Origin of the sequence: Streptomyces sp. NPDC102278, assembly GCF_044766345.1 — a bacterium.
In the GTDB taxonomy this organism is placed as follows: domain Bacteria; phylum Actinomycetota; class Actinomycetes; order Streptomycetales; family Streptomycetaceae; genus Streptomyces.
In genome coordinates, this window is the sequence record NZ_JBIWLV010000007.1 from 91,479 (window position 1) to 109,631 (window position 18,153).

Genomic DNA, 18,153 nt, shown 5'->3' on the forward strand with positions numbered 1-18,153 from the left:
GGGTACGCTGGGAACCATGCACGCGCTCCAGGGCTCCCTCTTCGACCAGGCCGACGACATCCGGCTCGGCCCGCTCGCGGGACTGCGCCGCACGGAACTGGGCGCAGGCGCCTGGGTCGATCACCTGCCCGGCTGGCTGTCCGGCTCCGACGCGCTGTTCGAGCGACTGGCCGCCGACGTCCCCTGGCGGGCGGAGCGGCGCCGGATGTACGAGCGGGACGTGGACGTACCCCGCCTGCTCGCCTTCTACCAGGCCGACGACGCTCTCCCGCACCCCGCGCTCACCGACGCCCGCACCGCGCTGACCGGCCACTACGCCGCCGAACTGGGCGAACCGTTCGTGACGGCCGGGCTGTGCCTCTACCGCGACGGCAGGGACAGCGTCGCCTGGCACGGCGATCGGAGCGGCCGTTCCGCCACCGAGGACACCATGGTCGCCATCGTCTCCGTGGGAGACCCGCGCGACCTGGCGTTCCGCCCGCGCGACGGCGGCCCGACCCTGCTGCGGCTGCCACTGGGGCACGGTGACCTGGTGGTCATGGGCGGCTCCTGCCAGCGGACCATGGAGCACGCGGTGCCCAAGTCGACCCGCGCCGTCGGCCCCCGCGTCAGCGTGCAGTTCCGTACCCGCGGCGTCATGTGACCCCGGGCCCCGCCGACCGCCGGGCCCCGCTCCGGCCACCCGACCGGCTCAGGCGCGCGGCCACTCGTACGTGGTGATCAGCCGCTCCAGCACCGGCGAGTACCCCGTCCCGAGCAACAGACAGGCCTCCAACCCGGCGGCGAACGAGGAACGGGGCAGGCCCGTGACCCGGTCCAGCCGCGCCTTCGTGCTGATGCCGAGCAGGCCGCCGTCGAGGACGTGGTGCCAGACCTCGGCGTACGGATCCGCCGGCACCACGATCGACACCGACGACCTGGTCGGGGCCGCCCGCGGGATCCGGAAGTCCAGCCGCAGCTTCACCACGGGCCGTACCCCGCCGAAGCCGGACCACGCGCAACCGACCTCCAGCCCCCTGCTCGTCTCCACCGCCCCCCGCGCGTCGAGGAGCGCGAACGCCTCGCGCAGCTCCGGCGCCGGCCCGTAGGTCCGCTCGTCTTCGTGGACGGTGATCACGAACAACGAGGGCAGCGTGTCCGCGTCCGCCGCGCCGCCCACCGGAAGGATCACGCAGGCGCCCGCCGCCGGCACCGTCCCGGTGAGGAACTCCTGCCGCTGCCGCTCCTCGTCGTGCGGGGCGAACGTCGGCGTGCGGATCGCCCGCCGCCGCGAGGGCGGTCCGTACGACCCCCCGTGTCCACCCGCCGACGCGGGAGGTCGGACCTCGTGCCCCGTGTGCTGTGCCCGCTGCCGTTCCTCACGTTCCATGGCCGGCCCCCAAGGTTGTGGTCCCCCCAGACTGGCAGCCCGCCCGCCCCCGGGTACGGGACTCCGCCGCATTCCCCGGACCGGGACGCGCCGGCGCCGCCTCCCGCGGGCGGGCGAACGGGGGGACCGGGCTGGCGGGCCGCCGCCGGCGGGTGTCCGCTGGAGGGGTGAGCCTCCTTCCCGGGCGCCTCGTGCGCGGAGACCGCTGGTGGACCGGACTCCCGCCCGCCGCCGGCTCCGCCGTCATGGCCGCCGGGATCCTCTCCATCGGACTGGAACTGATCGGCCACGACGTCCTGTCGCTGGCCGCGCTCGCCGTCGCCGGGGCGCTGTGGTTCGTCCTGGCCGCCGACTTCGCCCTCCGCCTGGTCGCCGATCGAGGCCGTTTCCGGTCCGAGTCCTCCACCCCGTCCGCCCTGACGGCCGTCGCCGCCACCACCGTGCTCGGTACCCGGCTCGCGCAGTCCGGCCGCCAAGACGTGGCCGCCGCCCTGCTCACCCTCGCCGCGGCGCTCTGGCCCCTGCTGCTGTACCACGTGCTGCGGCACGGGAGGCGGCGGATGCCGGGAGCGGTCTTCCTCGTCTGCGTCGCCACCCAGGGACTGGCCGTCCTCGCGGCGACGCTGTGCGTCACCCTCCACCTGGACTGGCTCGGTCGGGCGGGCCTCGGCTGCTTCTGCCTGGGGGTGCTGCTGTACGCCCTGGCCCTGTACCGCTTCGACCTCCACGAGGTGACCGGCGGGGCCGGGGACCACTGGGTGGCGGGCGGGGCGCTGTCCATCACCGCCCTCGCGGGCGCCAAGCTCACCGCCGCGCCGCTGTGGACCGGTGCGGCGCACACCGGGCTGCGCACGGCCACCCTCGTGGCCCTCGGCCTCTCGCTGGCCTGGTACGTCGTCCTGCTCACCGCGGAGCTGCGCCGCCCGCGGCCCCGTTACGACATCCGGCGCTGGTCCACGGTCTTCCCCCTCGGCATGACGGCCACCGCCTGCCTGTCGGCCGCCGACCCGACGGGCGTGGCCTGGCTGCGACCGCTGGGGGAGGTCCTGCTGTGGGTCGCCGTGGCCGCCTGCGCGCTGACCTGTGTGGCGTTCGCCCTGGACCGGCGTACCGCCCGCGCACGCTGAGGACCACGTCCGGGCCCCGGGCGACGACCGGTATCCGGGGCCACGGGGCCACGGGGTCGTGGGGCTACGGGCCGGCGGGCTCCGGAGCGGGTCCCGCGCCGCGCAGACCCAGCGCGGCCACCCACGCCAGCAGCACGAGCGCCGCCAGCAGCGCCCAGCGCGAGCCGTGGTGCAGCGTCAGCAGCCCGCCGCACAGTGCCCCGCAGAGCAACGCCAGCACCGAGACCACCCGCCGTACCGACGCGGGTCCCCAGGGGTCGACCGCCAGCCCGGTCAGGGTGCGGGTGACCACGGTGGTGGTGAGGTCCGGGACGGCGAGCCGGTGGACGACGGCGTTCTGCAGGCCCATGCCGAGCGCGAGCAGCCCGACCAGGAGCAGCTGCCCGCCGGCCGTCACCGACACGGCGAGCGCCCCCGCCACCAGCACCGCCTGTGCCGCCACCAGCGGCCCGAACAGCCCTTTGCCACCCCCGGCCCCGGACCGGCGCAACCGTCCGGCGGCCCACGCCCCCAGCAGGAACGCGGCGAGGGCAAGGACCGACGCCGCACCGGACAGCTCCCGGTCCCCGGCCAGGGCGAAACCGAGCAGCGCCACGTTCCCCGTCATGTTGGCGACGAACACGTGGTCCAGACCGAGGTAGCTCACGGCGTCCACCAGACCGCTCACGAAGGTCAGCACCACCAGCAGCGGCGGCACCACCCCGTGCGGCCCGGCCGACGCGCGGCCACCGTCCCCCGCCGGCGGGAACAGGCGGTCGGCGAAGGCCCGCAGGATCCCGCCCCGGTCGTTCCCCGCGTGGTCGGATCCCATCCGGTGCCCCCATGAGGCGCAGTGGCCGATGGCGTCCGGCGGACGAAGCCCGAACACGTGCCGGAAACGGTACCGATCGCCGTCGCGTCGAAGCCGAAACGACGCGGACCGCGTTCCTGTGGCGAGCCGGGGCGCCGCTCAGTAGGGTCCCTGCATGGCCTACACGTTCCAGGTGACCGTCGACTCGACCGACCCGCACCCGCTCGCCGACTGGTGGGCCGACGCCCTCGGATGGGAAGTGGAGCCGAGCGACGAGGCGTTCATCCGCAGCATGATCGAGGCCGGACAGGCGACCGACGACGACACCACCACCCACCGCGGCGTCCTCGTCTGGAAGGCCGGGGCGGGCATCCGGCACCCGGACGGGCTGGAGGTCGCGCCCCGGATCCTCTTCCAGCTCGTACCCGAGGCCAAGACGGTCAAGAACCGCGTCCACTTGGACCTGCGCACCGGTCCCGACCACGAGGCCGTGGTCGAGCGTCTCGTCGCCAAGGGCGCCAAGCGCCTCCACGAAGGCCGCCAGGGACCGAGCGTCTGGACCACCCTCCTCGACCCGCAGGGGAACGAGCTCTGCGTCTCGCGCTAGCGCGCGGAACCCGCGCACCACCGAGGAATCCCTGATCAGCCCGGGTGCCCGGCCATAATTGACTATCGGCGCACGTCTCCCGCACGAGAGAATGCGGCATCTCGAACCGGGAGGAACCCCATGAGCCAGGACCACCTGACTCTTCACGCACTGCTGCCCGCCCAGGATCTCGCGGCGGCCATCGACGCCGGGTACGTGACCCGCAAGTCGCACCCCGAACTGCCGCTGTCCATCTACACGTACACGCGCACCGCGCAGTACGAGCAGGTCTGGAACCAGGTCACCAGGCGTTGCCGCGGTCTCGTCGCCGACGAGGCCACCGGGCGGATCGTCGCCCTGCCGCTGCCGAAGTTCTTCAACGTCGGCGAGCACGAGTCCGGCCAACCGTACGCCCCCGCGCTGCCCGACGAGCCGTTCGAGGTCTACGACAAGGTCGACGGCAGCCTCGCCGTGGTCTTCCACTACGCCGACCGCTGGCGGGTCGCGTCCAAGGGTTCCTTCATCAGCGCCCAGGCGACCTGGGCGCAGCGCCGGCTCGACGGCCTGGACACCTCGACGCTCGTACCGGGCGTGACCTACCTCGCCGAGATCCTGTACCCGCAGAACCGGATCGTCGTCGACTACGGCGAGCGCCGCGACCTCGTGCTCCTCGCCGCGTTCGGCGCGGACGGCGCCGAGGTGCCCCTCGCCGAGGCCGCCGCGCACTGGGAGGCCGTCGGCGCCGTGGTCAAGGCGTGGCCCGCCATGCCCCTCGCCGAACTCGTCGCGCTGACCGAGGCCAACACCCTGCTCGGAGGTGGCACGTCCACCGGCACCGACGCCGAGGGGTACGTACTGCGCTTCGCGTCGGGCGTCCGGGCCAAGGCCAAGATCGCCGAGTACGTGCGCCTGCACAGGGTGCTCACCGGCGTCAACGAGCGCGACATCTGGCGCGGCCACGGCGTCCAGCGCTTCGCCGGCCTGCCCGCGAAGGAGCTGGCCCAGGGCCTGCAGTGCACCGTCGCGGACCTCCGGTCCTGGGGCGGGAAGCCGCTCGACGCGCTGTTGGCCCAGGTCCCCGACGAGTTCGACGCCTGGGTCCGCAAGGTCATCGACCGGCTGGAGGCGGCCGCCGCGGAGCGCGAGCGCACCATCGACGAGGCCTTCGCCGGCCTCGCCCACCTGGCCGCCGACCGGGGGGCCTTCGCGCGCGCCGCGAAGCAGCTGCCCGCCGGCATCCTGCGCGCCACCATGTTCCTGCGGCTCGACGGCAAGTCGACCGAACTGGTCACCTGGCGTTCGCTGCGACCGGAGCTCTCCGTCCCCTTCCTGACGGACGAGGAGAACGCGCCCCGGCCCGGCGACGGCGCGAGGACCGTGCCCGCGCAGGCCGGATCGACCACGGCGCGCAGGCCGGTCACCCCGGCCACCGCGGCCGCAGCGCACCCCGTCGCCCCCTCGTCGGCCGTCGCGACGCCGGCCCGCGAGCCCGGCGTGGCGGCGGCGGTCGAACCCCCGGAGGCCGACGCGCCGCCCGTGCGCCGCCTGCCGGTGGTCCACGTCATGACGGGTCTGCCCGCCTCCGGCAAGACCACGGCCGCGCGAGCCCTCCAGGCGGAATCCGGAGGCCGGATGCGGCGCGTCAACCTCGACGACCTCCGAGGCATGCTCGACGGACACGACCACGGGCGCGGCCACTCGTACAAGCACGAACAGACGGTCCTGGAGATCCAGGACGCGGCACTGCTCGCGGCGGTCGAGGGGGGCTTCGACGTGGTCGTGGACAACACCCACCTCACCCCGCACATCCCCAAGCGGCTCAAGGCGGCCGTCGGGGGCCGTGCCACCTTCGTCGTGCACGACTTCACCGACGTGCCGCTGGAGGAGTGCCTGCGCCGGGACGCCGCGCGCGAACGACAGGTCGGCGAGGAGATCATCCGGATCCTGGCCGACAAGCACGCGAAGTCCCGCAAGGGCGGCTGGAAGCTCACCGCCGAGTGGCTGAACGACCAGCCCGCCGTCGAGCCGTACGTGGCCGACCCGGCGCTGCCCTCCGCGGTCATGTGCGACATAGACGGGACGCTCGCCCTGATCGGCGATCGGGGACCGTACGACTTCACGCGCTGCGAACTCGACCGGCTCAACGAGTCCGTGCGGGGCGCGCTCGACGCCTTCCGCCGGGCCGACGGAGACGTCATCGTGCTGTTGTCCGGACGCGGCGAGGAACACCGCCCGCAGACGGAGTCCTGGCTGCGACGACACCAGGTGCCGTACGACGAGCTGTGGATGCGCGCGGCCGGCGACGTCCGCCGCGACGACGTCGTGAAGGCCGAGCTGTTCGACGCGCACGTGCGCCACCGCTACGCGGTACGCCTCTCGCTCGACGACCGGGATCGGGTGGTCGCGGTCTGGCGCCGGATGGGCCTGCCCACCTGGCAGGTCAACTACGGCGATTTCTAGTGCTGTGAACCTTTCAGGTCACAGCACCAGCGGAGGGCCGCCATCGTGACCGGAACCGGAATCGTGTTGATCGTCGACGGCGCGAACGTCGTCGGGTCCGTCCCGGACGGCTGGTGGCGCGACCGCCGGGGCGCCGCCGAGCGGCTGCGGGACCGGCTCGCGGAGCGGGACGCCGACGAGGAGATCATCCTGGTCGTCGAAGGCGCCGCCCGGGGCGTCGAGTCCGTGCCCGGCGTACGCGTGGACCGCGCGCCCGGGAGCGGCGACGACCGGATCGTGGAACTCGTCGCGGCGCACGCGGGGCGCGAGTGCGTCGTGGTCACGGCCGACCGGGAACTGCGCTCGCGCGTCGAGGCGTACGGCGCGCGCTGCGCGGGACCGCGCAGCGTGCGTCCGGGGGACTGAGCGGGACCGCCCGTACGACGGCCGAGGGTCCGGCCCCCGTGAGCGGGGGCCGGACCCTCGGCCGTCAGGACGTGGACGCCGCGGATCAGTTGCGGCACCACTTCACGGGGGAGAGGTTGTCGACGTAACGGGCGGAGACCCAACGGTCCTTGCGGTCCTTGTGGTTCATCCGCTTGGTGCGGTCCTCGTCCTCGTTCATGCCGTCGTCCCTGCCGTCGTTGTCGTTGTCACGGTCCCGGTCGGCCAGCAGGAACCAGATGTTGTTGCCGTCGACCCGCTCGCCGCGGGTCTTGCACTCCAGGGCGAGCTTCTGGTGCGGCTGGACCTTGCCCAGGACGTACGCGCGGGTGCTCGGCTTGCTGCGGACCTTCAGCGGGCCGCGCGAGACGACCTTGCCCCAGACGTGGCGCGGCCGGTCGTAGTCACCCTCTTCGTAGTCACCGTCGTCGTAGTCGTCGTCACCGTCGAGAACGACCTTCTCGTGTCCCGACACGTCGTCCATCGGGCCCTCGTCGGCGATGGCGGTGCCCGCGCCGACCAGGCCGAGCACCAGGCCTCCGGTGGCGAGAGCGAGGATGGTCCTGGTGGGCTTCAGCATGAGCCGGCTCCTCTGCAAAGACATCCGCCCGACCGCGACGGGCGGGCCGGGCGGCAACCTGGCGGTTGCCACGGACGACTATGACGATCCGGCGCCCCCGGGCCCCGGCGGCGCACCGCCGTTTCGCCCGAAATGCCCAATGCCCCATGCCCAGTGCGACGCCCCGGCCCCGGCGCTGTGCCCGCCGGGCCCGCCGCGCCAACGCCCCCGCAACCCCTCCACGCGGCGCAGGCCGGTCGCCGGGATGCGCGGCGCCGTTCGCGGATCCAGAGTGGGACGCATGGGAATCGAAGACTACGGTGGCGGCCCCGGCGCGGAACAGACCGGTGTCATGGTGGTGACGACCAACGACGTGCCCGGCTACCGGGTGGAGCGGGTCATCGGCGAGGTCTTCGGCCTCACCGTGCGCTCCCGTCACCTGGGCAGTCAGATCGGCGCGGGCCTGAAGTCCATGATCGGGGGCGAGCTGAAGGGGCTGACCAAGACGCTGGTGGAGACCCGCAACCAGGCCATGGAGCGGCTCATCGAACAGGCGAAGGCGCGAGGCGGCAACGCCGTCCTGATGATGAGGTTCGACGTGACGGAGGCCGCCGACGTCGGCACCGAGGTGTGCGCGTACGGCACGGCCGTCGTCCTGGTGCCCGCCGGCTGAACCGGCGGCGCACGTAAGTCCAGGACGGGGCTCCGCTTTGTCCATGGCCTGTCCCGCCCGGGTCCGCAAGCTGTCAGGACAGTGAGCGGACCGCAGGGCTCCGGAGCCGTGCGGTCTTCCGCGAGGAAGCGCCGGTGCCTCGCCGCACCGCCCCGCGCAGCTCCGGCAGCGTGATCCCGAGCCGCGCCGCGTGCTGCGCCACCGAGATCGGCAACAGGGCGTCCCGGGCCGGCGTGTCCATCACCGCGTCCCCGTGCCGCGACACCTCGGCCCGGGCGTGGCGCAGGGCCACCAGCAGGGCGTGCACCCCGGCGGCGGCCTCCACCTCCAGCAACGGGCCGCCCTGCCGGGCCGCCCGGGCGATCCCGTCGACCACGTGCCGCACCCCGGCCGTGCCGCTCAGCGGCACGATCGGCCGGTCGGGGGTGACGTAGCCCAGGTCCGTGTACACCTGCACGCCGCGACCGGCGAAGTCCACGAAGCACTCGTCCCAGCCGCCGTCCCCCGGATCGGGGCCGTAGTGGTGCTCGACCCCCGGAATCAACCACAGCAGGGCCGGCGCGGTCACCGGCTGCGGCGGCCGGCCCCCATGGCCGAACCAGCCCCGGCCGCGACTGACCACCACCGCCACGTGGTGGTCCAGCACCCGCGGGCCCACGACGGGCAGCGCCCCCTCCTGCACCCCCACGCCGAGGCAGACGAGGCCCAGCCGGCGGTGATTGGCGGTCGGCGAGAGGTAACGCATCCAACTGCCGTACGGGGGACCGTGGTGCGGGGCATCGCCGTACGGGGTCGTCGACATCTGCGGATTGTGATCCACCGGGCCGGACGCCTCAAGCCCGTACGCCCCTCACGGAGCGGCCGGCCCGTGCTCGGCCGGCCCGGGCGCCCCGTCTCCCCGGTCCCCGGCGGCGATCTCCGGCGACGATCTCCGGCGTTGACAGACCCGCGCCGCGTGCGTGTAATGGGGACCGGTGTCGCGTGACGCCGGCCAAGAGCAGTGGGCCGGCCGGCAGTCGGGCGAACACCCTTCACTCAGGGGACACTCCATGAGTTCGCACTCCGCGCTCCGCGACTGACGCCGAGCAGCCCGAGGCGGTCGTCGCTTCCCGCGTCACGTCTCGCGATCCGCTCCACGTGGCCTCCCGCCACCCCCCCCTCACGCCGCACGCGCCGCGCACCGGACACGTTCCTCCCGCGCCGCCGCCGCGCCTCCACCACGTTCCGGAGACACACATCCGCATGCCCACACCGTTCAACCGATCCGTCATCGAGGAGTTCCGCGCCCACCAGGGCAAGGTAGGCGGCCCCTTCGAAGGGGCGGACCTGCTGCTGTTGACCACCACCGGCGCCCGGACCGGGACCGAGCGGACCACCCCGCTCGGATACGTCCGCCACGAGGACGCCCTGCTGCTCGTCGCCTCCGACCTGGGCGGTCCGCGCCACCCCGACTGGTACCACAACCTGCTCGCCCGTCCCGTGGTCCGCGTGGAGCTCGGGACCGAGAGCTTCGAGGCCCTCGCCGTCCCCGCCGAAGAGCCCCGGCGCACCGAGCTGTTCGCGCACCTGGCGGACGTGTCCCCCGGATACGCCGACTACCAGGCCCGCACCACCCGGATCCTGCCGGTCGTGGAACTGCGGCGGGCCGACCCCGACGGCTGGGAGGCACCCCGCGAGATCGCGACCCTGGCGGACAAACTGCTGGAGACGCACACCTGGCTGCGGGCCCAACTCCGGCACGTCGGCGCCGAGGTCGAGGCCCATTTCGCCGCACGGGCCGCGCACCCGGGCCCCGGGGGTCCGCCGCCCCCGTCGCTCGGGCTCCAGATCCGACAGCGGTGCCTGGCTTTCTGCCAGTCCCTGGAGTTCCACCACACCACCGAGGACGCGCACCTGTTCCCGGGGATGGCCGCCCACCACCCCGACCTGTCCGACGTGTTCGACCGGCTCCGCGAGGAGCACCGTACGGTCGCACGTCTCCAGGGCTCGTTGGCCGCCCTGTTGGGCGGACTCGCCGTCGCCGAACCGGAGCGGTTCCGCGGCGAGCTGCGGCGGATGTCGGACGCGCTGAACGCGCACCTCGACCACGAGGAGGGGGTGTTGCTGCCGCTCCTGGCCGACGTTCCGTGGCCTCCGGGACCGCCCGGGGGAGCCTGACGGCGGGCCCCGGCACCGGCGGTCGGAGAACACCTCGGGGACACGCGGAAAAGTTTTTCGGAAACGGCGGCAACCTCCGGGACGGTCGCGCGTCGTGCGGGGGTGAAGGGCGTGGTTCCACGTCCTCGTCCCGACCGCACGACCGTGGAGTACCACCGTGAAGAACCTCAAGCGCGTCACCCTGTCCGCCCGCCGGGCGGCGACCGTCACCGCGGTCGCCGCCGGGGTTGCCGTCGCCCTGGGCGGCCCGGCCTTCGCCGCGCAGGGCGGGTCGACCGCCGCCCCGGCGCCCTCCGTCAGCGCGGTACCGTCCGCGTCGCCCACCGCCGGGGCCGGCGCCCGACCCACCGCCCGGCCCAGCACGCCCCCGAGCGCGACGCCGGCCGTCCCGGGTGCCACGTCGCCCTCGGTCATGCCCTCCGCTCCGTCGAGCGCCGAGCCGAGCTCCCGCCCGACCAGCCCGGGCGGGACCGCGCCCACCGCGACGCCGAGCGCCGCCCCGGCCGCCCCGAGGCCCTCGACCTCGCCCGCCGGGGCCGAACTCGCGCATACTGGCTCCTCTTCGACCACCATGGCCCTGGGCGCCGGGGCCGTCGGCCTCATGGCCGCCGGGGGCGGCGCCCTGTACGCCGTGCGGCGCCGCGCCGCCAACTAAGGACCCTCGTGCACCACCTCGCACCAACCGTCGGCCCCCTCACGCCCGGCTTCGGCCGGGCGTGGCGGGGCCTGTGGGCGTTGTTGCTCCGCCGCGACCGGCCCGTCCCCGCGGCGGCCGAGCGCGGGTACGCGTACCCCGACGCCAGGGAGACCACCGGGTACGGCGACGCCCCGCCCCCGCCCACCGTCAGCGAGCTGTACCACGCGCACCGGCTGCGCATGGTCCGTCTCGCGGTGCTCCTCGTCGACGACCTGGCCACCGCCGAGGACGTGGTGCAGGACGCGTTCACCGCTCTCTACCGGCGGCACGGGGAGGAGATCAAGGAGGTGGACAACGCCCTCGGTTACCTGCGCACCGCCGTCGTGAACACCTCCCGCTCCGTGCTGCGCCGCCGGCGCACCGCCCGCGCCTGGATCCCTCCCGTGACCGCCGACATGCCGTCCGCCGAGACCGCCGTGGTCCTCGACGAGGCGCACCGCGAGGTACTGGCCGCACTCGGACGGCTGACCCCGCGCCGACGGCAGGTCCTGGTCCTGCGCTACTGGGCGGACCTCAGCGAGGCGGAGATCGCCACCACCCTCGGGATCAGCCGGGGCGCAGTGAAATCGAACGCGAGCCGCGCCCTGGACGCGCTGGAACGGATTCTGGAGGGACGGGTATGACGCACGACGCCGACGAACGCCGGGTCGAGCGGCGGCTGCGGCAGGCCCTGGCCGCGCGGGCCGACGAGGTGACCGTCGTCGCCCTCCGCCCCGCCGAACCCCCGGGCCCCCACCTGCGACGGCTCGCGCCGACCGCGGTGTGGCTGCGCCGGCTGTCCTGGTCCGGCGCCGGCCTGGTGGCCGCTGCCGCCGCGGTGACCGCCTACGCCCTGCTCGCCCCGGACGCGGCTCCGCCCCGCCCGGTCCCGCCGGCGGCGCCGCCCGAGTTCACCCCGTCCCCGTCCCCGTCGCCGTCCCGGTCGCAGCCGTCGCCCAGCCAGGCCCCGCCCCGGACGCCCGGGCCGACGGGACGCACCGAGCAGCCCTCGGTCTCGCGGCCCCCGTCCCCCGGGGCGACCCGGTCGGGAGCTCCCAGGGCGACACCGAGCGGCCCGACAGGCTCCGCGGTGCCCCCGTCCCGGTCGGCCTCGGCGCCCCCGCACACCCCGTCCCCGTCCGCCCCTCCCACGTCCGCCCCCTCACGCTCGGCCGGCCCCGACGGGGTTGGCCGGCCGGCCGCTTGAGGACCTCGCCGGCGCCGCGGCGCCCGGAACCGCGGCCTTGAACGACGAGACCCGGGAGAGACGGCCCATGCCGTCTCTCCCGGGTCTCGTCGTTCAGTTGCCCGGCGTCACGCGGAGACCGTGCGGATGTTCTCCACCGCCGCGACCAGCGGGGCGAGTTCGGGGTTGCGCGCGGCCTCGTCGAGGGCCTCGCGCAGGGCGATGTCGTTCGTCGGTCGGGCCGCGGTCAGCAGGCTCAGGCCGGCCTCGCTCACATCGGTGTAGATGCCCCGGCGGTCGGTGTCGCAGATGTAGCGGTTGAGCAGCCCGCGGTCCTCCAGCCGACTGACCAGCCGGGTCGTCGCGCTCTGGCTGAGCACCACCGAGTCGGCGACCTGGTGCATCCGCAGGTGTCCGCCCGGGCCGCTGTGCTGGCGACTGAGCACGTCCAGCAGCGAGTACTCCCGCACGCTCAGTTCGTGACCCGCCTGGAGGGCCCGCTCGATGTGGGCCTCGATCCGGCCGTGGAGGAGGGAGAGGGCGCACCAGCCCTGGGAGAGGGCGGTGAGTGCGCTGTCCGTGGCGGTCATGCGGGCTCCTCCTTCGAAGCGTGTGCGTCCAGGATAGGCCACAGCCGCAATAGCCCGCGCTTGCAAATATCCCGCGTCTGCAATTAATGTAGACGCACGTAAGCCGCGACAGCAAGTGAAGCGGCAGTACAGGCAACCCCCCCCTGAAGGGCACCCCCTCATGCCTCTCGCACTCCTGGCACTGGCCATCGGCGCCTTCGGGATCGGCACCACCGAATTCGTGATCATGGGCCTGCTCCCCGAGGTCGCCGGCGACTACGGCGTCTCGATCCCCACCGCGGGCTTCCTGGTCACCGGCTACGCGCTCGGTGTCGTCCTCGGCGCCCCGCTGATGACCATCCTCGGCACCCGCATCCCCCGCAAGCGCATGCTGATGTGGCTCATGGGCCTGTTCGTCGTCGGCAACGTCGTCTCCGCCCTCGCCCCGAGCTTCGGCGTCATGCTCACCGGCCGCGTCGTCGCCTCCCTCGCCCACGGCGCCTTCTTCGGCATCGGCTCCGTGGTCGCCGCCGGCCTCGTCGCCCCGGAGAAGAAGGCCGGCGCGATCGCCATGATGTTCACCGGCCTCACCGTCGCCAACGTGATCGGCGTACCGCTCGGCACCCTCGTCGGCCAGACCCTCGGCTGGCGCGTCACCTTCCTGATCGTCGCCGGCCTCGGCGTGCTCGGCCTGCTCGGCATCGCCAAACTGGTCCCCGAACTGCCCCGCCCCGAGGGCGTCCGGATCCGCCACGAGCTGGCCGCCTTCCGCAACGTCCAGGTGCTCCTGGCGATGGCGATGACCGTGCTCGGCTTCGGCGGGGTCTTCGCCGCCATCACCTACATCACCCCGATGATGACCAACGTCGCCGGATTCGCCGACACCTCCGTGACCTGGCTGCTCGTCCTCTTCGGCCTCGGCATGGTCGCGGGCAACCTCATCGGCGGAAAGTTCGCCGACCGGGCCCTCATGCCGATGCTGTACGTGTCCCTGGGCGCGCTGGCCGTGGTCCTGGCCGTGTTCACCGTCACCGCGCACAACAGGTTCGCAGCCGCCGTCACCATCGCCTTGATCGGCGCCCTCGGCTTCGCCACCGTGCCCCCGCTGCAAAAGCGGGTCCTCGACCAGGCCGCAGGCGCCCCCACCCTGGCCTCCGCCGTCAACATCGGCGCCTTCAACCTCGGCAACGCCCTCGCCGCCTGGCTCGGCGGCCTCGTTCTCGCCGCCGGACTCGGCTGGACCGCCCCGAACTGGGTGGGCGCCGCCCTGGCCGGCTCCGCACTCGTCCTCGCCCTCGTCTCCGGCGCGCTGGAGCGGCGTACGACCACCCGCGCGGCCGGCAGCCGCGTCGTCGCCGCCGCGACCCCCGAGGCGCCCGTTCCCGCACATCACTGACCGCGCCCCCTCCCCCCGACAGACCTGATTTCGATACCCCAGGAGCACCCTCATGTCCGGCACCACCACCGCCACCCGCACCGCCGTCGCCCCCCTGACCACCGAGGACGCCGAACTGCTGCTCGGCGCCGCCCGCGCCGCGGCCGAGGAGGCCGGGGTCACCGTCAGCGTCACCGTCCTCGACGCGGGCGGCCACCTGCTGGCCTTCCGCCGCGACGACCGGGCCGTCCTGATCTCCGGCGAGACCAGCACCCGCAAGGCGTACACCGCCCTCCAACTGAACGCCCCGACCGCCGACCTCGTCGGGGCCGTCCAGCCCGGCGCCCCCTTCCACACCCTGCCGACCGCGTTGGACCGGCCGCTGCTGTTCATCGCGGGAGGCCTGCCGGTCCACCGCGACGGCCGGCTCATCGGCGCCATCGGCGTCGGCGGCGGCGCCCCCGAGCAGGACCACGGCTTCGCCACCGCCGCGCTGGAGACCCTCGCCGCGCTGGTCTGACCCCTCCCGGGTCGCGAGCCCGCGTCCCCCGTGCCAGGTTGGGTACGGGGGACACGAGCGCATGACCCGGCAAGCGCACGACGCGGCAATCCACTGATGCGGCAATCGACGAAGCACACGAGAGGTCAGGCCATCGCGACGGCAACGGTCGCCGCCGTGGTCGCCCTGGTCCTGCCCGGCTGCTCGGCCGGCTCGGGCAGTGCCCGCGGCGCCGAGACCCCCGCGGTCACCGGCACGACCCCGGTCGCCCCGCCCCCGTCCGCGCCGCCCGCCCCCGAGCAGACCCCCACGCCGACGTACCCGCTGTCCACGGCGCCCCGCACGGTCCCCGCCGTACGGGAGCACGCGCCGGCCCGCGGCCCCGGCTGGAAGCCCGCGCCGGCCGCCCGGGTCGTCGTACCGCCCGCCGACGCGGCGGCCCTGTCCGACGAGGGCCGGCTGCTCGCGGGCGAGCTGAAGATGGGTTTCGCGCAGACCGAGGACGCGCGCCCCGGCGACGTGGAACTCGCGCTGGGCGCGAAGAACTCCGGAACGCCCGAGTCGTACACCCTCACCGTCGGAGATGGCCGGGTCCGCATCACGGGACCCGACGAGGCCGGTGTCTTCTACGGCACCCGGACGCTCAAACAGGAGATACGCACGGCCGGCAAGGCTCCCGAGGGCACGGTGCGCGACGCCCCCGCCAAGCCGCAGCGCGGACTCAACCTCGACATCGCGCGCAAGAACTTCACCCCCGACTGGATCGAGGACCGGCTGCGCGAGATGGGCGACCTCAAGCTCAACCAGCTCGGTCTGCACTTCTCCGACGACCAGGCCTTCCGGATCGAGTCCACCTCCCACCCGGAGATCGTCTCCACCCCGCACCTCACGAAGGCGGACGTACGCCGGATCACCGCGCTCGCCGCCCGCCTGCACATCACCGTCGTCCCCGAGATCGACTCGCCCGGACACCTGGGCGCGGTGCTGCGCGCCCACCCGGACCTCCAACTGCGCGACGTGCGCGGTCGCCCGGTCAAAGGCGCCGTGGACATATCGAATCCGGCGTCGGCGAAGCTCGTGGACGAGCTCCTGCGCGAGTACATCCCCCTCTTCCCCGGCGGCGCCTGGCACCTGGGCGCCGACGAGTACCAGGCCCTCGTGGTCAAGGACCCGCAGGCCTCCTTCCCGCAGCTCGCGGCCGCCGCCCGGCAGCGGTACGGGCCGTCCGCGCGGGTGCAGGACCTGGCCGCGGGCTGGCTCAACGACCGGGCCGCCGTCGTACGCCCCTCGGGGAAGACGCTCAAGGCCTGGAACGACGGCTTCTTCGCCGGGGGAGTGGTCCCGGCCGCCAAGGACCTCCAGGTCGAGTACTGGACGGGCAAAGAGCTCGGCGCCCGGCCCCCGCTGGACCACCTCCGCGAGGGCCGCAAGGTCGTCAACCTCAACGACGAGTACCTGTACTACGTCCTGGGCGAGCCGAACGACTTCGTCTATCCCACCGGCCGGCGGATCTACGAGCAGTGGACCCCGCTGGTCCTGCGCGGCACGACACCGGTCCCCGCCTCGTACGACGACCAGATCCTCGGCGGCCGGCTCGCCGTGTGGGCCGACCTCGCCGGCTCCCAGACCCAGGCGCAGGTGGCCGAGGGCATCCGGCTCCCGCTGGCGGCCGTGTCGCAGAAGCTCTGGGACTCCAGGACCCCGAGCCTCGACTGGGCCGCCTTCCGCTCGCTCGCCGACGGGCTGCGCTGAAACCGTTGGCCAACACCGGTCCACGTTGATTGGATCGGACCATGAGCGACCTGAACGACGTGAGTGACCTGAGCGACCTCAACGACAAGCCGCGGACCAAGGACCACGCGATGGCGAACGGCTTCGAGATATCCACCGACCCGGCCCGACTCGACGCCGCGCTGATCCACCGCTGGCTGTCCGAGGACTCCTACTGGGCCCTGGGGCGCAGCCGCGAGAAGCAGGACGCGGCCATCGCGGGCTCGCTCAACTTCGGTCTGTACGACACCGCCTCGAACGCCCAGCTCGGCTATGCCCGCGTGGTCACCGACCGAGCCACCTTCGGCTGGCTGTGCGACGTCTACATCGCCCCGGACGCCCGGGGCAGGGGCCTGGGCACGGCCCTGGCCGCAGCGGTCAGGGACCACCTGGAGCCGTACGGCCTGCGGCGCGTGCTGCTGGCCACGGCCGACGCGCACGCGGTCTACGCGAAGGTCGGCTTCGCGCCCCTGGACCACCCGGAGAAGTGGATGGCGTCCGGCAACCAGTGAAACCGCCCCCGACCGGTCAGTGAACCGGCCCCGAACGGCTCTGCGGGTCCTGGGGCTCCCGGCGGGGCGTACGGTCGCGCAGTTGCCACCGCCGTCGGGCCCATTGGCCGATCAGCGGCAGCGACATGCACACGGTGAGTATCCAGGAGGCCGCGAACGACCAGATCAGCGGCTGCGCCACGGTGATGGCGGCCGCGACGAGGAGCGCCACGGTCAGCGCGCCCAGGCCGCAGGCCGCCACGATCCGTTGCCGCCGGCTCGCGGAACGCAGTCGGCGGTTCAGCGAGCGGTCACCCTTGAGTTGCGCCTCGATCTCCGAGAGTGCGCGCTGTTCGTGATCGGAAAGTCCGGCTCCACCCATGACGACGTACCTCCGTCGGCTGCCGCCGTCGGGCGCGGAACGCAGCCTGTGGCCTGCGAATACCCGGCCTGACGCGCGTCAACCCCCGGAGGACGTCATGGTTGCCCGGGCTCGGTCACCAGATGGAGGCGACCCACTCCGGGTGGTCGATGAACGGGTTCCGGTTGTGCTGGTACGTGTCGAAGATGACTTGGTTGCGGCGCTGCTCGAAGGCGTCCGGCGGGTCCTGCAGACTCCACTGCTTGAGCACGCTGATCCTGCCCATCGCCGGGGCGGAGCCGTTGTTGACCTTGTCGTTGAGTTCGAGGTTCGCGAAGCCGTCCTCGCCGTCGTAGCGCACGGCCATGTAGAGCAGCATCCGGGCCACATCGCCCTTGACCGCGTCGCGCGGCTCGAAGGAGTCGGAGTCGGTGAAGCTGCCGGAGGCCTCGGAGACCGGGCTGCCGCCCTTGTCGAAGTCCTTGTTGCCCCGGGTGCTGTTGACCGTCACGTCCTCGGGGCGCAGGTGGTGCAGGTCCGTGCCGGGACCGGTCGCGGTGCCGAAGTCGCCGTGGCTCTTGGCCCAGACGTGCTCGCGGTTCCAGTCGTTGGCCCCGCCCCCGTTGGAGGTCTTGGACTGCGAGCGGCCCGAGTACACCAGGATGACGTTGTTCGGGTTGGCGGGGTCCTGGTCGGTGACCTTCAGGGCGTTCCACACCCCGTCGTACGACACCTTGGTCTGGGTCTTGATGATGCCGTGGAGCGCGGACTTCAGCGCGGCGCCGGTCTTGCCCTGGGCCGCGCTGTAGTAGTCGGCGTAGTCGGCGTAGTCGGCGTACTGGGTGTACTGGGTGGATTGGGTGTGGTCCGCGGCGGCGCCGGCCGGGGCGGCCGCGGCGGCGTGGGGAGCCGCCGCCGTCCGCTGCGAGCCCGCCGAGGCGGTGGCGGGTATGAGGACCAGCGAGGCGGCCGCGAGGCCGGCCGCACAGGGGGCGAAACGGGAGAATCTCATGACGTGGGGGATGCCTCTCCATCACGCACCGTCCCCGCCAAGGCGGTTGGCGGGGTGTCAGGTGGCAGAG

20 protein-coding genes and 1 pseudogene are annotated in these 18,153 nt (G+C 73.6%); 14 read left to right on the forward strand and 7 right to left on the reverse strand.

Features of this window, described 5'->3' with window-relative positions; genetic code table 11:
* Positions 1 to 16 precede the first annotated feature (16 nt).
* Positions 17 to 643 carry an alpha-ketoglutarate-dependent dioxygenase AlkB gene (locus ACIRO3_RS18945; protein ID WP_404137956.1) on the forward strand — a complete coding sequence of 209 codons (627 nt, stop codon included), beginning with the start codon at positions 17 to 19 and terminating at the stop codon, positions 641 to 643.
* A gap of 48 nt (positions 644 to 691) precedes the next feature.
* Here ACIRO3_RS18945 and ACIRO3_RS18950 read toward each other — a convergent pair whose 3' ends face one another.
* Complete coding sequence (locus tag ACIRO3_RS18950) at positions 692 to 1,369, reverse strand: hypothetical protein (protein WP_404137958.1); 678 nt, start codon at positions 1,367 to 1,369, stop codon at positions 692 to 694.
* A 167-nt stretch (positions 1,370 to 1,536) separates the two neighbouring features.
* Between ACIRO3_RS18950 and ACIRO3_RS18955 the strand changes: the two genes are divergently transcribed.
* Positions 1,537 to 2,496: a tellurite resistance/C4-dicarboxylate transporter family protein gene (locus ACIRO3_RS18955; protein ID WP_404137961.1), complete on the forward strand. Its 960-nt coding sequence runs from the start codon at positions 1,537 to 1,539 to the stop codon at positions 2,494 to 2,496.
* 64 nt (positions 2,497 to 2,560) lie between these two features.
* On the opposite strand, the gene ACIRO3_RS18960 is transcribed toward ACIRO3_RS18955, so the two are convergent.
* Positions 2,561 to 3,307 (reverse strand): YoaK family protein, encoded by a 747-nt coding sequence (locus ACIRO3_RS18960; RefSeq protein ID WP_404137964.1) that lies wholly within the window; start codon positions 3,305 to 3,307, stop codon positions 2,561 to 2,563.
* A gap of 154 nt (positions 3,308 to 3,461) precedes the next feature.
* On the opposite strand from ACIRO3_RS18960, the gene ACIRO3_RS18965 reads away from it, so the two are divergent.
* The 3 genes from ACIRO3_RS18965 to ACIRO3_RS18975 all read left to right on the forward strand — a co-directional run bounded on the left by ACIRO3_RS18965 (position 3,462) and on the right by ACIRO3_RS18975 (position 6,737).
* A complete protein-coding gene (locus ACIRO3_RS18965; protein WP_361780857.1) occupies positions 3,462 to 3,893 on the forward strand; it encodes a VOC family protein in 432 nt (143 codons plus the stop codon).
* Positions 3,894 to 4,013: 120 nt separating this feature from the next.
* Positions 4,014 to 6,332 carry an AAA family ATPase gene (locus tag ACIRO3_RS18970; protein ID WP_404137967.1) on the forward strand — a complete coding sequence of 773 codons (2,319 nt, stop codon included), beginning with the start codon at positions 4,014 to 4,016 and terminating at the stop codon, positions 6,330 to 6,332.
* Positions 6,333 to 6,374: 42 nt separating this feature from the next.
* Positions 6,375 to 6,737, forward strand: coding sequence for an NTP pyrophosphohydrolase (locus tag ACIRO3_RS18975; protein WP_404138495.1), 363 nt, complete (start codon positions 6,375 to 6,377; stop codon positions 6,735 to 6,737).
* Positions 6,738 to 6,822: 85 nt separating this feature from the next.
* Here the strand turns inward: ACIRO3_RS18975 and ACIRO3_RS18980 are convergent, their stop codons facing one another.
* Entirely contained in the window at positions 6,823 to 7,335 is a 513-nt protein-coding gene (locus ACIRO3_RS18980; RefSeq protein WP_404137970.1) for a hypothetical protein, read from the reverse strand.
* Between the two features lie 280 nt (positions 7,336 to 7,615).
* Between ACIRO3_RS18980 and ACIRO3_RS18985 the strand changes: the two genes are divergently transcribed.
* On the forward strand, positions 7,616 to 7,987 hold the full coding sequence (locus tag ACIRO3_RS18985) for a YbjQ family protein (RefSeq protein ID WP_267826701.1): 372 nt from the start codon (positions 7,616 to 7,618) through the stop codon (positions 7,985 to 7,987).
* 118 nt (positions 7,988 to 8,105) lie between these two features.
* On the opposite strand, the pseudogene ACIRO3_RS18990 reads toward ACIRO3_RS18985, so the two are convergent.
* A pseudogene (locus ACIRO3_RS18990) lies at positions 8,106 to 8,732 on the reverse strand (AraC family ligand binding domain-containing protein); the annotation flags it as partial.
* A gap of 497 nt (positions 8,733 to 9,229) precedes the next feature.
* Between ACIRO3_RS18990 and ACIRO3_RS18995 the strand changes: the two are divergent.
* The 4 genes from ACIRO3_RS18995 (at position 9,230) to ACIRO3_RS19010 (ending at position 12,027) form a co-directional block, all read left to right on the forward strand.
* Positions 9,230 to 10,144 carry a nitroreductase/quinone reductase family protein gene (locus ACIRO3_RS18995; RefSeq protein ID WP_404137974.1) on the forward strand — a complete coding sequence of 305 codons (915 nt, stop codon included), beginning with the start codon at positions 9,230 to 9,232 and terminating at the stop codon, positions 10,142 to 10,144.
* Positions 10,145 to 10,301: 157 nt separating this feature from the next.
* Complete coding sequence (locus ACIRO3_RS19000; protein WP_404137977.1) at positions 10,302 to 10,799, forward strand: LAETG motif-containing sortase-dependent surface protein; 498 nt, start codon at positions 10,302 to 10,304, stop codon at positions 10,797 to 10,799.
* Between the two features lie 8 nt (positions 10,800 to 10,807).
* Positions 10,808 to 11,464 (forward strand): RNA polymerase sigma factor, encoded by a 657-nt coding sequence (locus ACIRO3_RS19005; protein WP_404137980.1) that lies wholly within the window; start codon positions 10,808 to 10,810, stop codon positions 11,462 to 11,464.
* Positions 11,461 to 12,027, forward strand: a complete 567-nt coding sequence (locus tag ACIRO3_RS19010; protein WP_404137983.1) for a hypothetical protein — start codon at positions 11,461 to 11,463, stop codon at positions 12,025 to 12,027. The genes ACIRO3_RS19005 and ACIRO3_RS19010 overlap by 4 nt, the downstream gene beginning before the upstream one ends.
* A gap of 107 nt (positions 12,028 to 12,134) precedes the next feature.
* Here ACIRO3_RS19010 and ACIRO3_RS19015 read toward each other — a convergent pair whose 3' ends face one another.
* Positions 12,135 to 12,596 carry a MarR family winged helix-turn-helix transcriptional regulator gene (locus ACIRO3_RS19015; RefSeq protein WP_404137985.1) on the reverse strand — a complete coding sequence of 154 codons (462 nt, stop codon included), beginning with the start codon at positions 12,594 to 12,596 and terminating at the stop codon, positions 12,135 to 12,137.
* Between the two features lie 160 nt (positions 12,597 to 12,756).
* On the opposite strand from ACIRO3_RS19015, the gene ACIRO3_RS19020 reads away from it, so the two are divergent.
* The 4 genes from ACIRO3_RS19020 (at position 12,757) to ACIRO3_RS19035 (ending at position 16,731) form a co-directional block, all read left to right on the forward strand.
* The gene (locus ACIRO3_RS19020; RefSeq protein ID WP_404137988.1) at positions 12,757 to 13,971 is read left to right on the forward strand and encodes an MFS transporter; all 1,215 of its coding nucleotides are present in this window, start codon (positions 12,757 to 12,759) and stop codon (positions 13,969 to 13,971) included.
* Positions 13,972 to 14,023: 52 nt separating this feature from the next.
* On the forward strand, positions 14,024 to 14,470 hold the full coding sequence (locus ACIRO3_RS19025; RefSeq protein WP_404137991.1) for a heme-binding protein: 447 nt from the start codon (positions 14,024 to 14,026) through the stop codon (positions 14,468 to 14,470).
* 96 nt (positions 14,471 to 14,566) lie between these two features.
* Entirely contained in the window at positions 14,567 to 16,201 is a 1,635-nt protein-coding gene (locus ACIRO3_RS19030; RefSeq protein WP_404137993.1) for a glycoside hydrolase family 20 protein, read from the forward strand.
* Between the two features lie 110 nt (positions 16,202 to 16,311).
* Positions 16,312 to 16,731 carry a GNAT family N-acetyltransferase gene (locus tag ACIRO3_RS19035; RefSeq protein ID WP_361775979.1) on the forward strand — a complete coding sequence of 140 codons (420 nt, stop codon included), beginning with the start codon at positions 16,312 to 16,314 and terminating at the stop codon, positions 16,729 to 16,731.
* A gap of 16 nt (positions 16,732 to 16,747) precedes the next feature.
* On the opposite strand, the gene ACIRO3_RS19040 is transcribed toward ACIRO3_RS19035, so the two are convergent.
* Together ACIRO3_RS19040 and ACIRO3_RS19045 are read right to left on the reverse strand one after the other, a co-directional pair.
* Entirely contained in the window at positions 16,748 to 17,092 is a 345-nt protein-coding gene (locus ACIRO3_RS19040) for a DUF3040 domain-containing protein (RefSeq protein WP_361775662.1), read from the reverse strand.
* Positions 17,093 to 17,207: 115 nt separating this feature from the next.
* Positions 17,208 to 18,083, reverse strand: coding sequence for an endonuclease I family protein (locus ACIRO3_RS19045; protein WP_404137996.1), 876 nt, complete (start codon positions 18,081 to 18,083; stop codon positions 17,208 to 17,210).
* Between the last annotated feature and the right edge of the window lie 70 nt (positions 18,084 to 18,153).

What these genes read in the sequence shown, in the direction of transcription:
- ACIRO3_RS18945 (WP_404137956.1), top strand. Translation starts at nt 17, where the DNA reads ATGCACGCGCTCCAGGGCTCCCTCTTCGACCAGGCCGACGACATCCGG.
- ACIRO3_RS18950 (WP_404137958.1), bottom strand. Translation starts at nt 1,369, where the DNA reads ATGGAACGTGAGGAACGGCAGCGGGCACAGCACACGGGGCACGAGGTC.
- ACIRO3_RS18960 (WP_404137964.1), bottom strand. Translation starts at nt 3,307, where the DNA reads ATGGGATCCGACCACGCGGGGAACGACCGGGGCGGGATCCTGCGGGCC.
- ACIRO3_RS18965 (WP_361780857.1), top strand. Translation starts at nt 3,462, where the DNA reads ATGGCCTACACGTTCCAGGTGACCGTCGACTCGACCGACCCGCACCCG.
- ACIRO3_RS18970 (WP_404137967.1), top strand. Translation starts at nt 4,014, where the DNA reads ATGAGCCAGGACCACCTGACTCTTCACGCACTGCTGCCCGCCCAGGAT.
- ACIRO3_RS18980 (WP_404137970.1), bottom strand. Translation starts at nt 7,335, where the DNA reads ATGCTGAAGCCCACCAGGACCATCCTCGCTCTCGCCACCGGAGGCCTG.
- ACIRO3_RS18985 (WP_267826701.1), top strand. Translation starts at nt 7,616, where the DNA reads ATGGGAATCGAAGACTACGGTGGCGGCCCCGGCGCGGAACAGACCGGT.
- ACIRO3_RS18995 (WP_404137974.1), top strand. Translation starts at nt 9,230, where the DNA reads ATGCCCACACCGTTCAACCGATCCGTCATCGAGGAGTTCCGCGCCCAC.
- ACIRO3_RS19010 (WP_404137983.1), top strand. Translation starts at nt 11,461, where the DNA reads ATGACGCACGACGCCGACGAACGCCGGGTCGAGCGGCGGCTGCGGCAG.
- ACIRO3_RS19015 (WP_404137985.1), bottom strand. Translation starts at nt 12,596, where the DNA reads ATGACCGCCACGGACAGCGCACTCACCGCCCTCTCCCAGGGCTGGTGC.
- ACIRO3_RS19020 (WP_404137988.1), top strand. Translation starts at nt 12,757, where the DNA reads ATGCCTCTCGCACTCCTGGCACTGGCCATCGGCGCCTTCGGGATCGGC.
- ACIRO3_RS19025 (WP_404137991.1), top strand. Translation starts at nt 14,024, where the DNA reads ATGTCCGGCACCACCACCGCCACCCGCACCGCCGTCGCCCCCCTGACC.
- ACIRO3_RS19030 (WP_404137993.1), top strand. Translation starts at nt 14,567, where the DNA reads ATGCGGCAATCGACGAAGCACACGAGAGGTCAGGCCATCGCGACGGCA.
- ACIRO3_RS19035 (WP_361775979.1), top strand. Translation starts at nt 16,312, where the DNA reads ATGGCGAACGGCTTCGAGATATCCACCGACCCGGCCCGACTCGACGCC.
- ACIRO3_RS19040 (WP_361775662.1), bottom strand. Translation starts at nt 17,092, where the DNA reads ATGGGTGGAGCCGGACTTTCCGATCACGAACAGCGCGCACTCTCGGAG.
- ACIRO3_RS19045 (WP_404137996.1), bottom strand. Translation starts at nt 18,083, where the DNA reads ATGAGATTCTCCCGTTTCGCCCCCTGTGCGGCCGGCCTCGCGGCCGCC.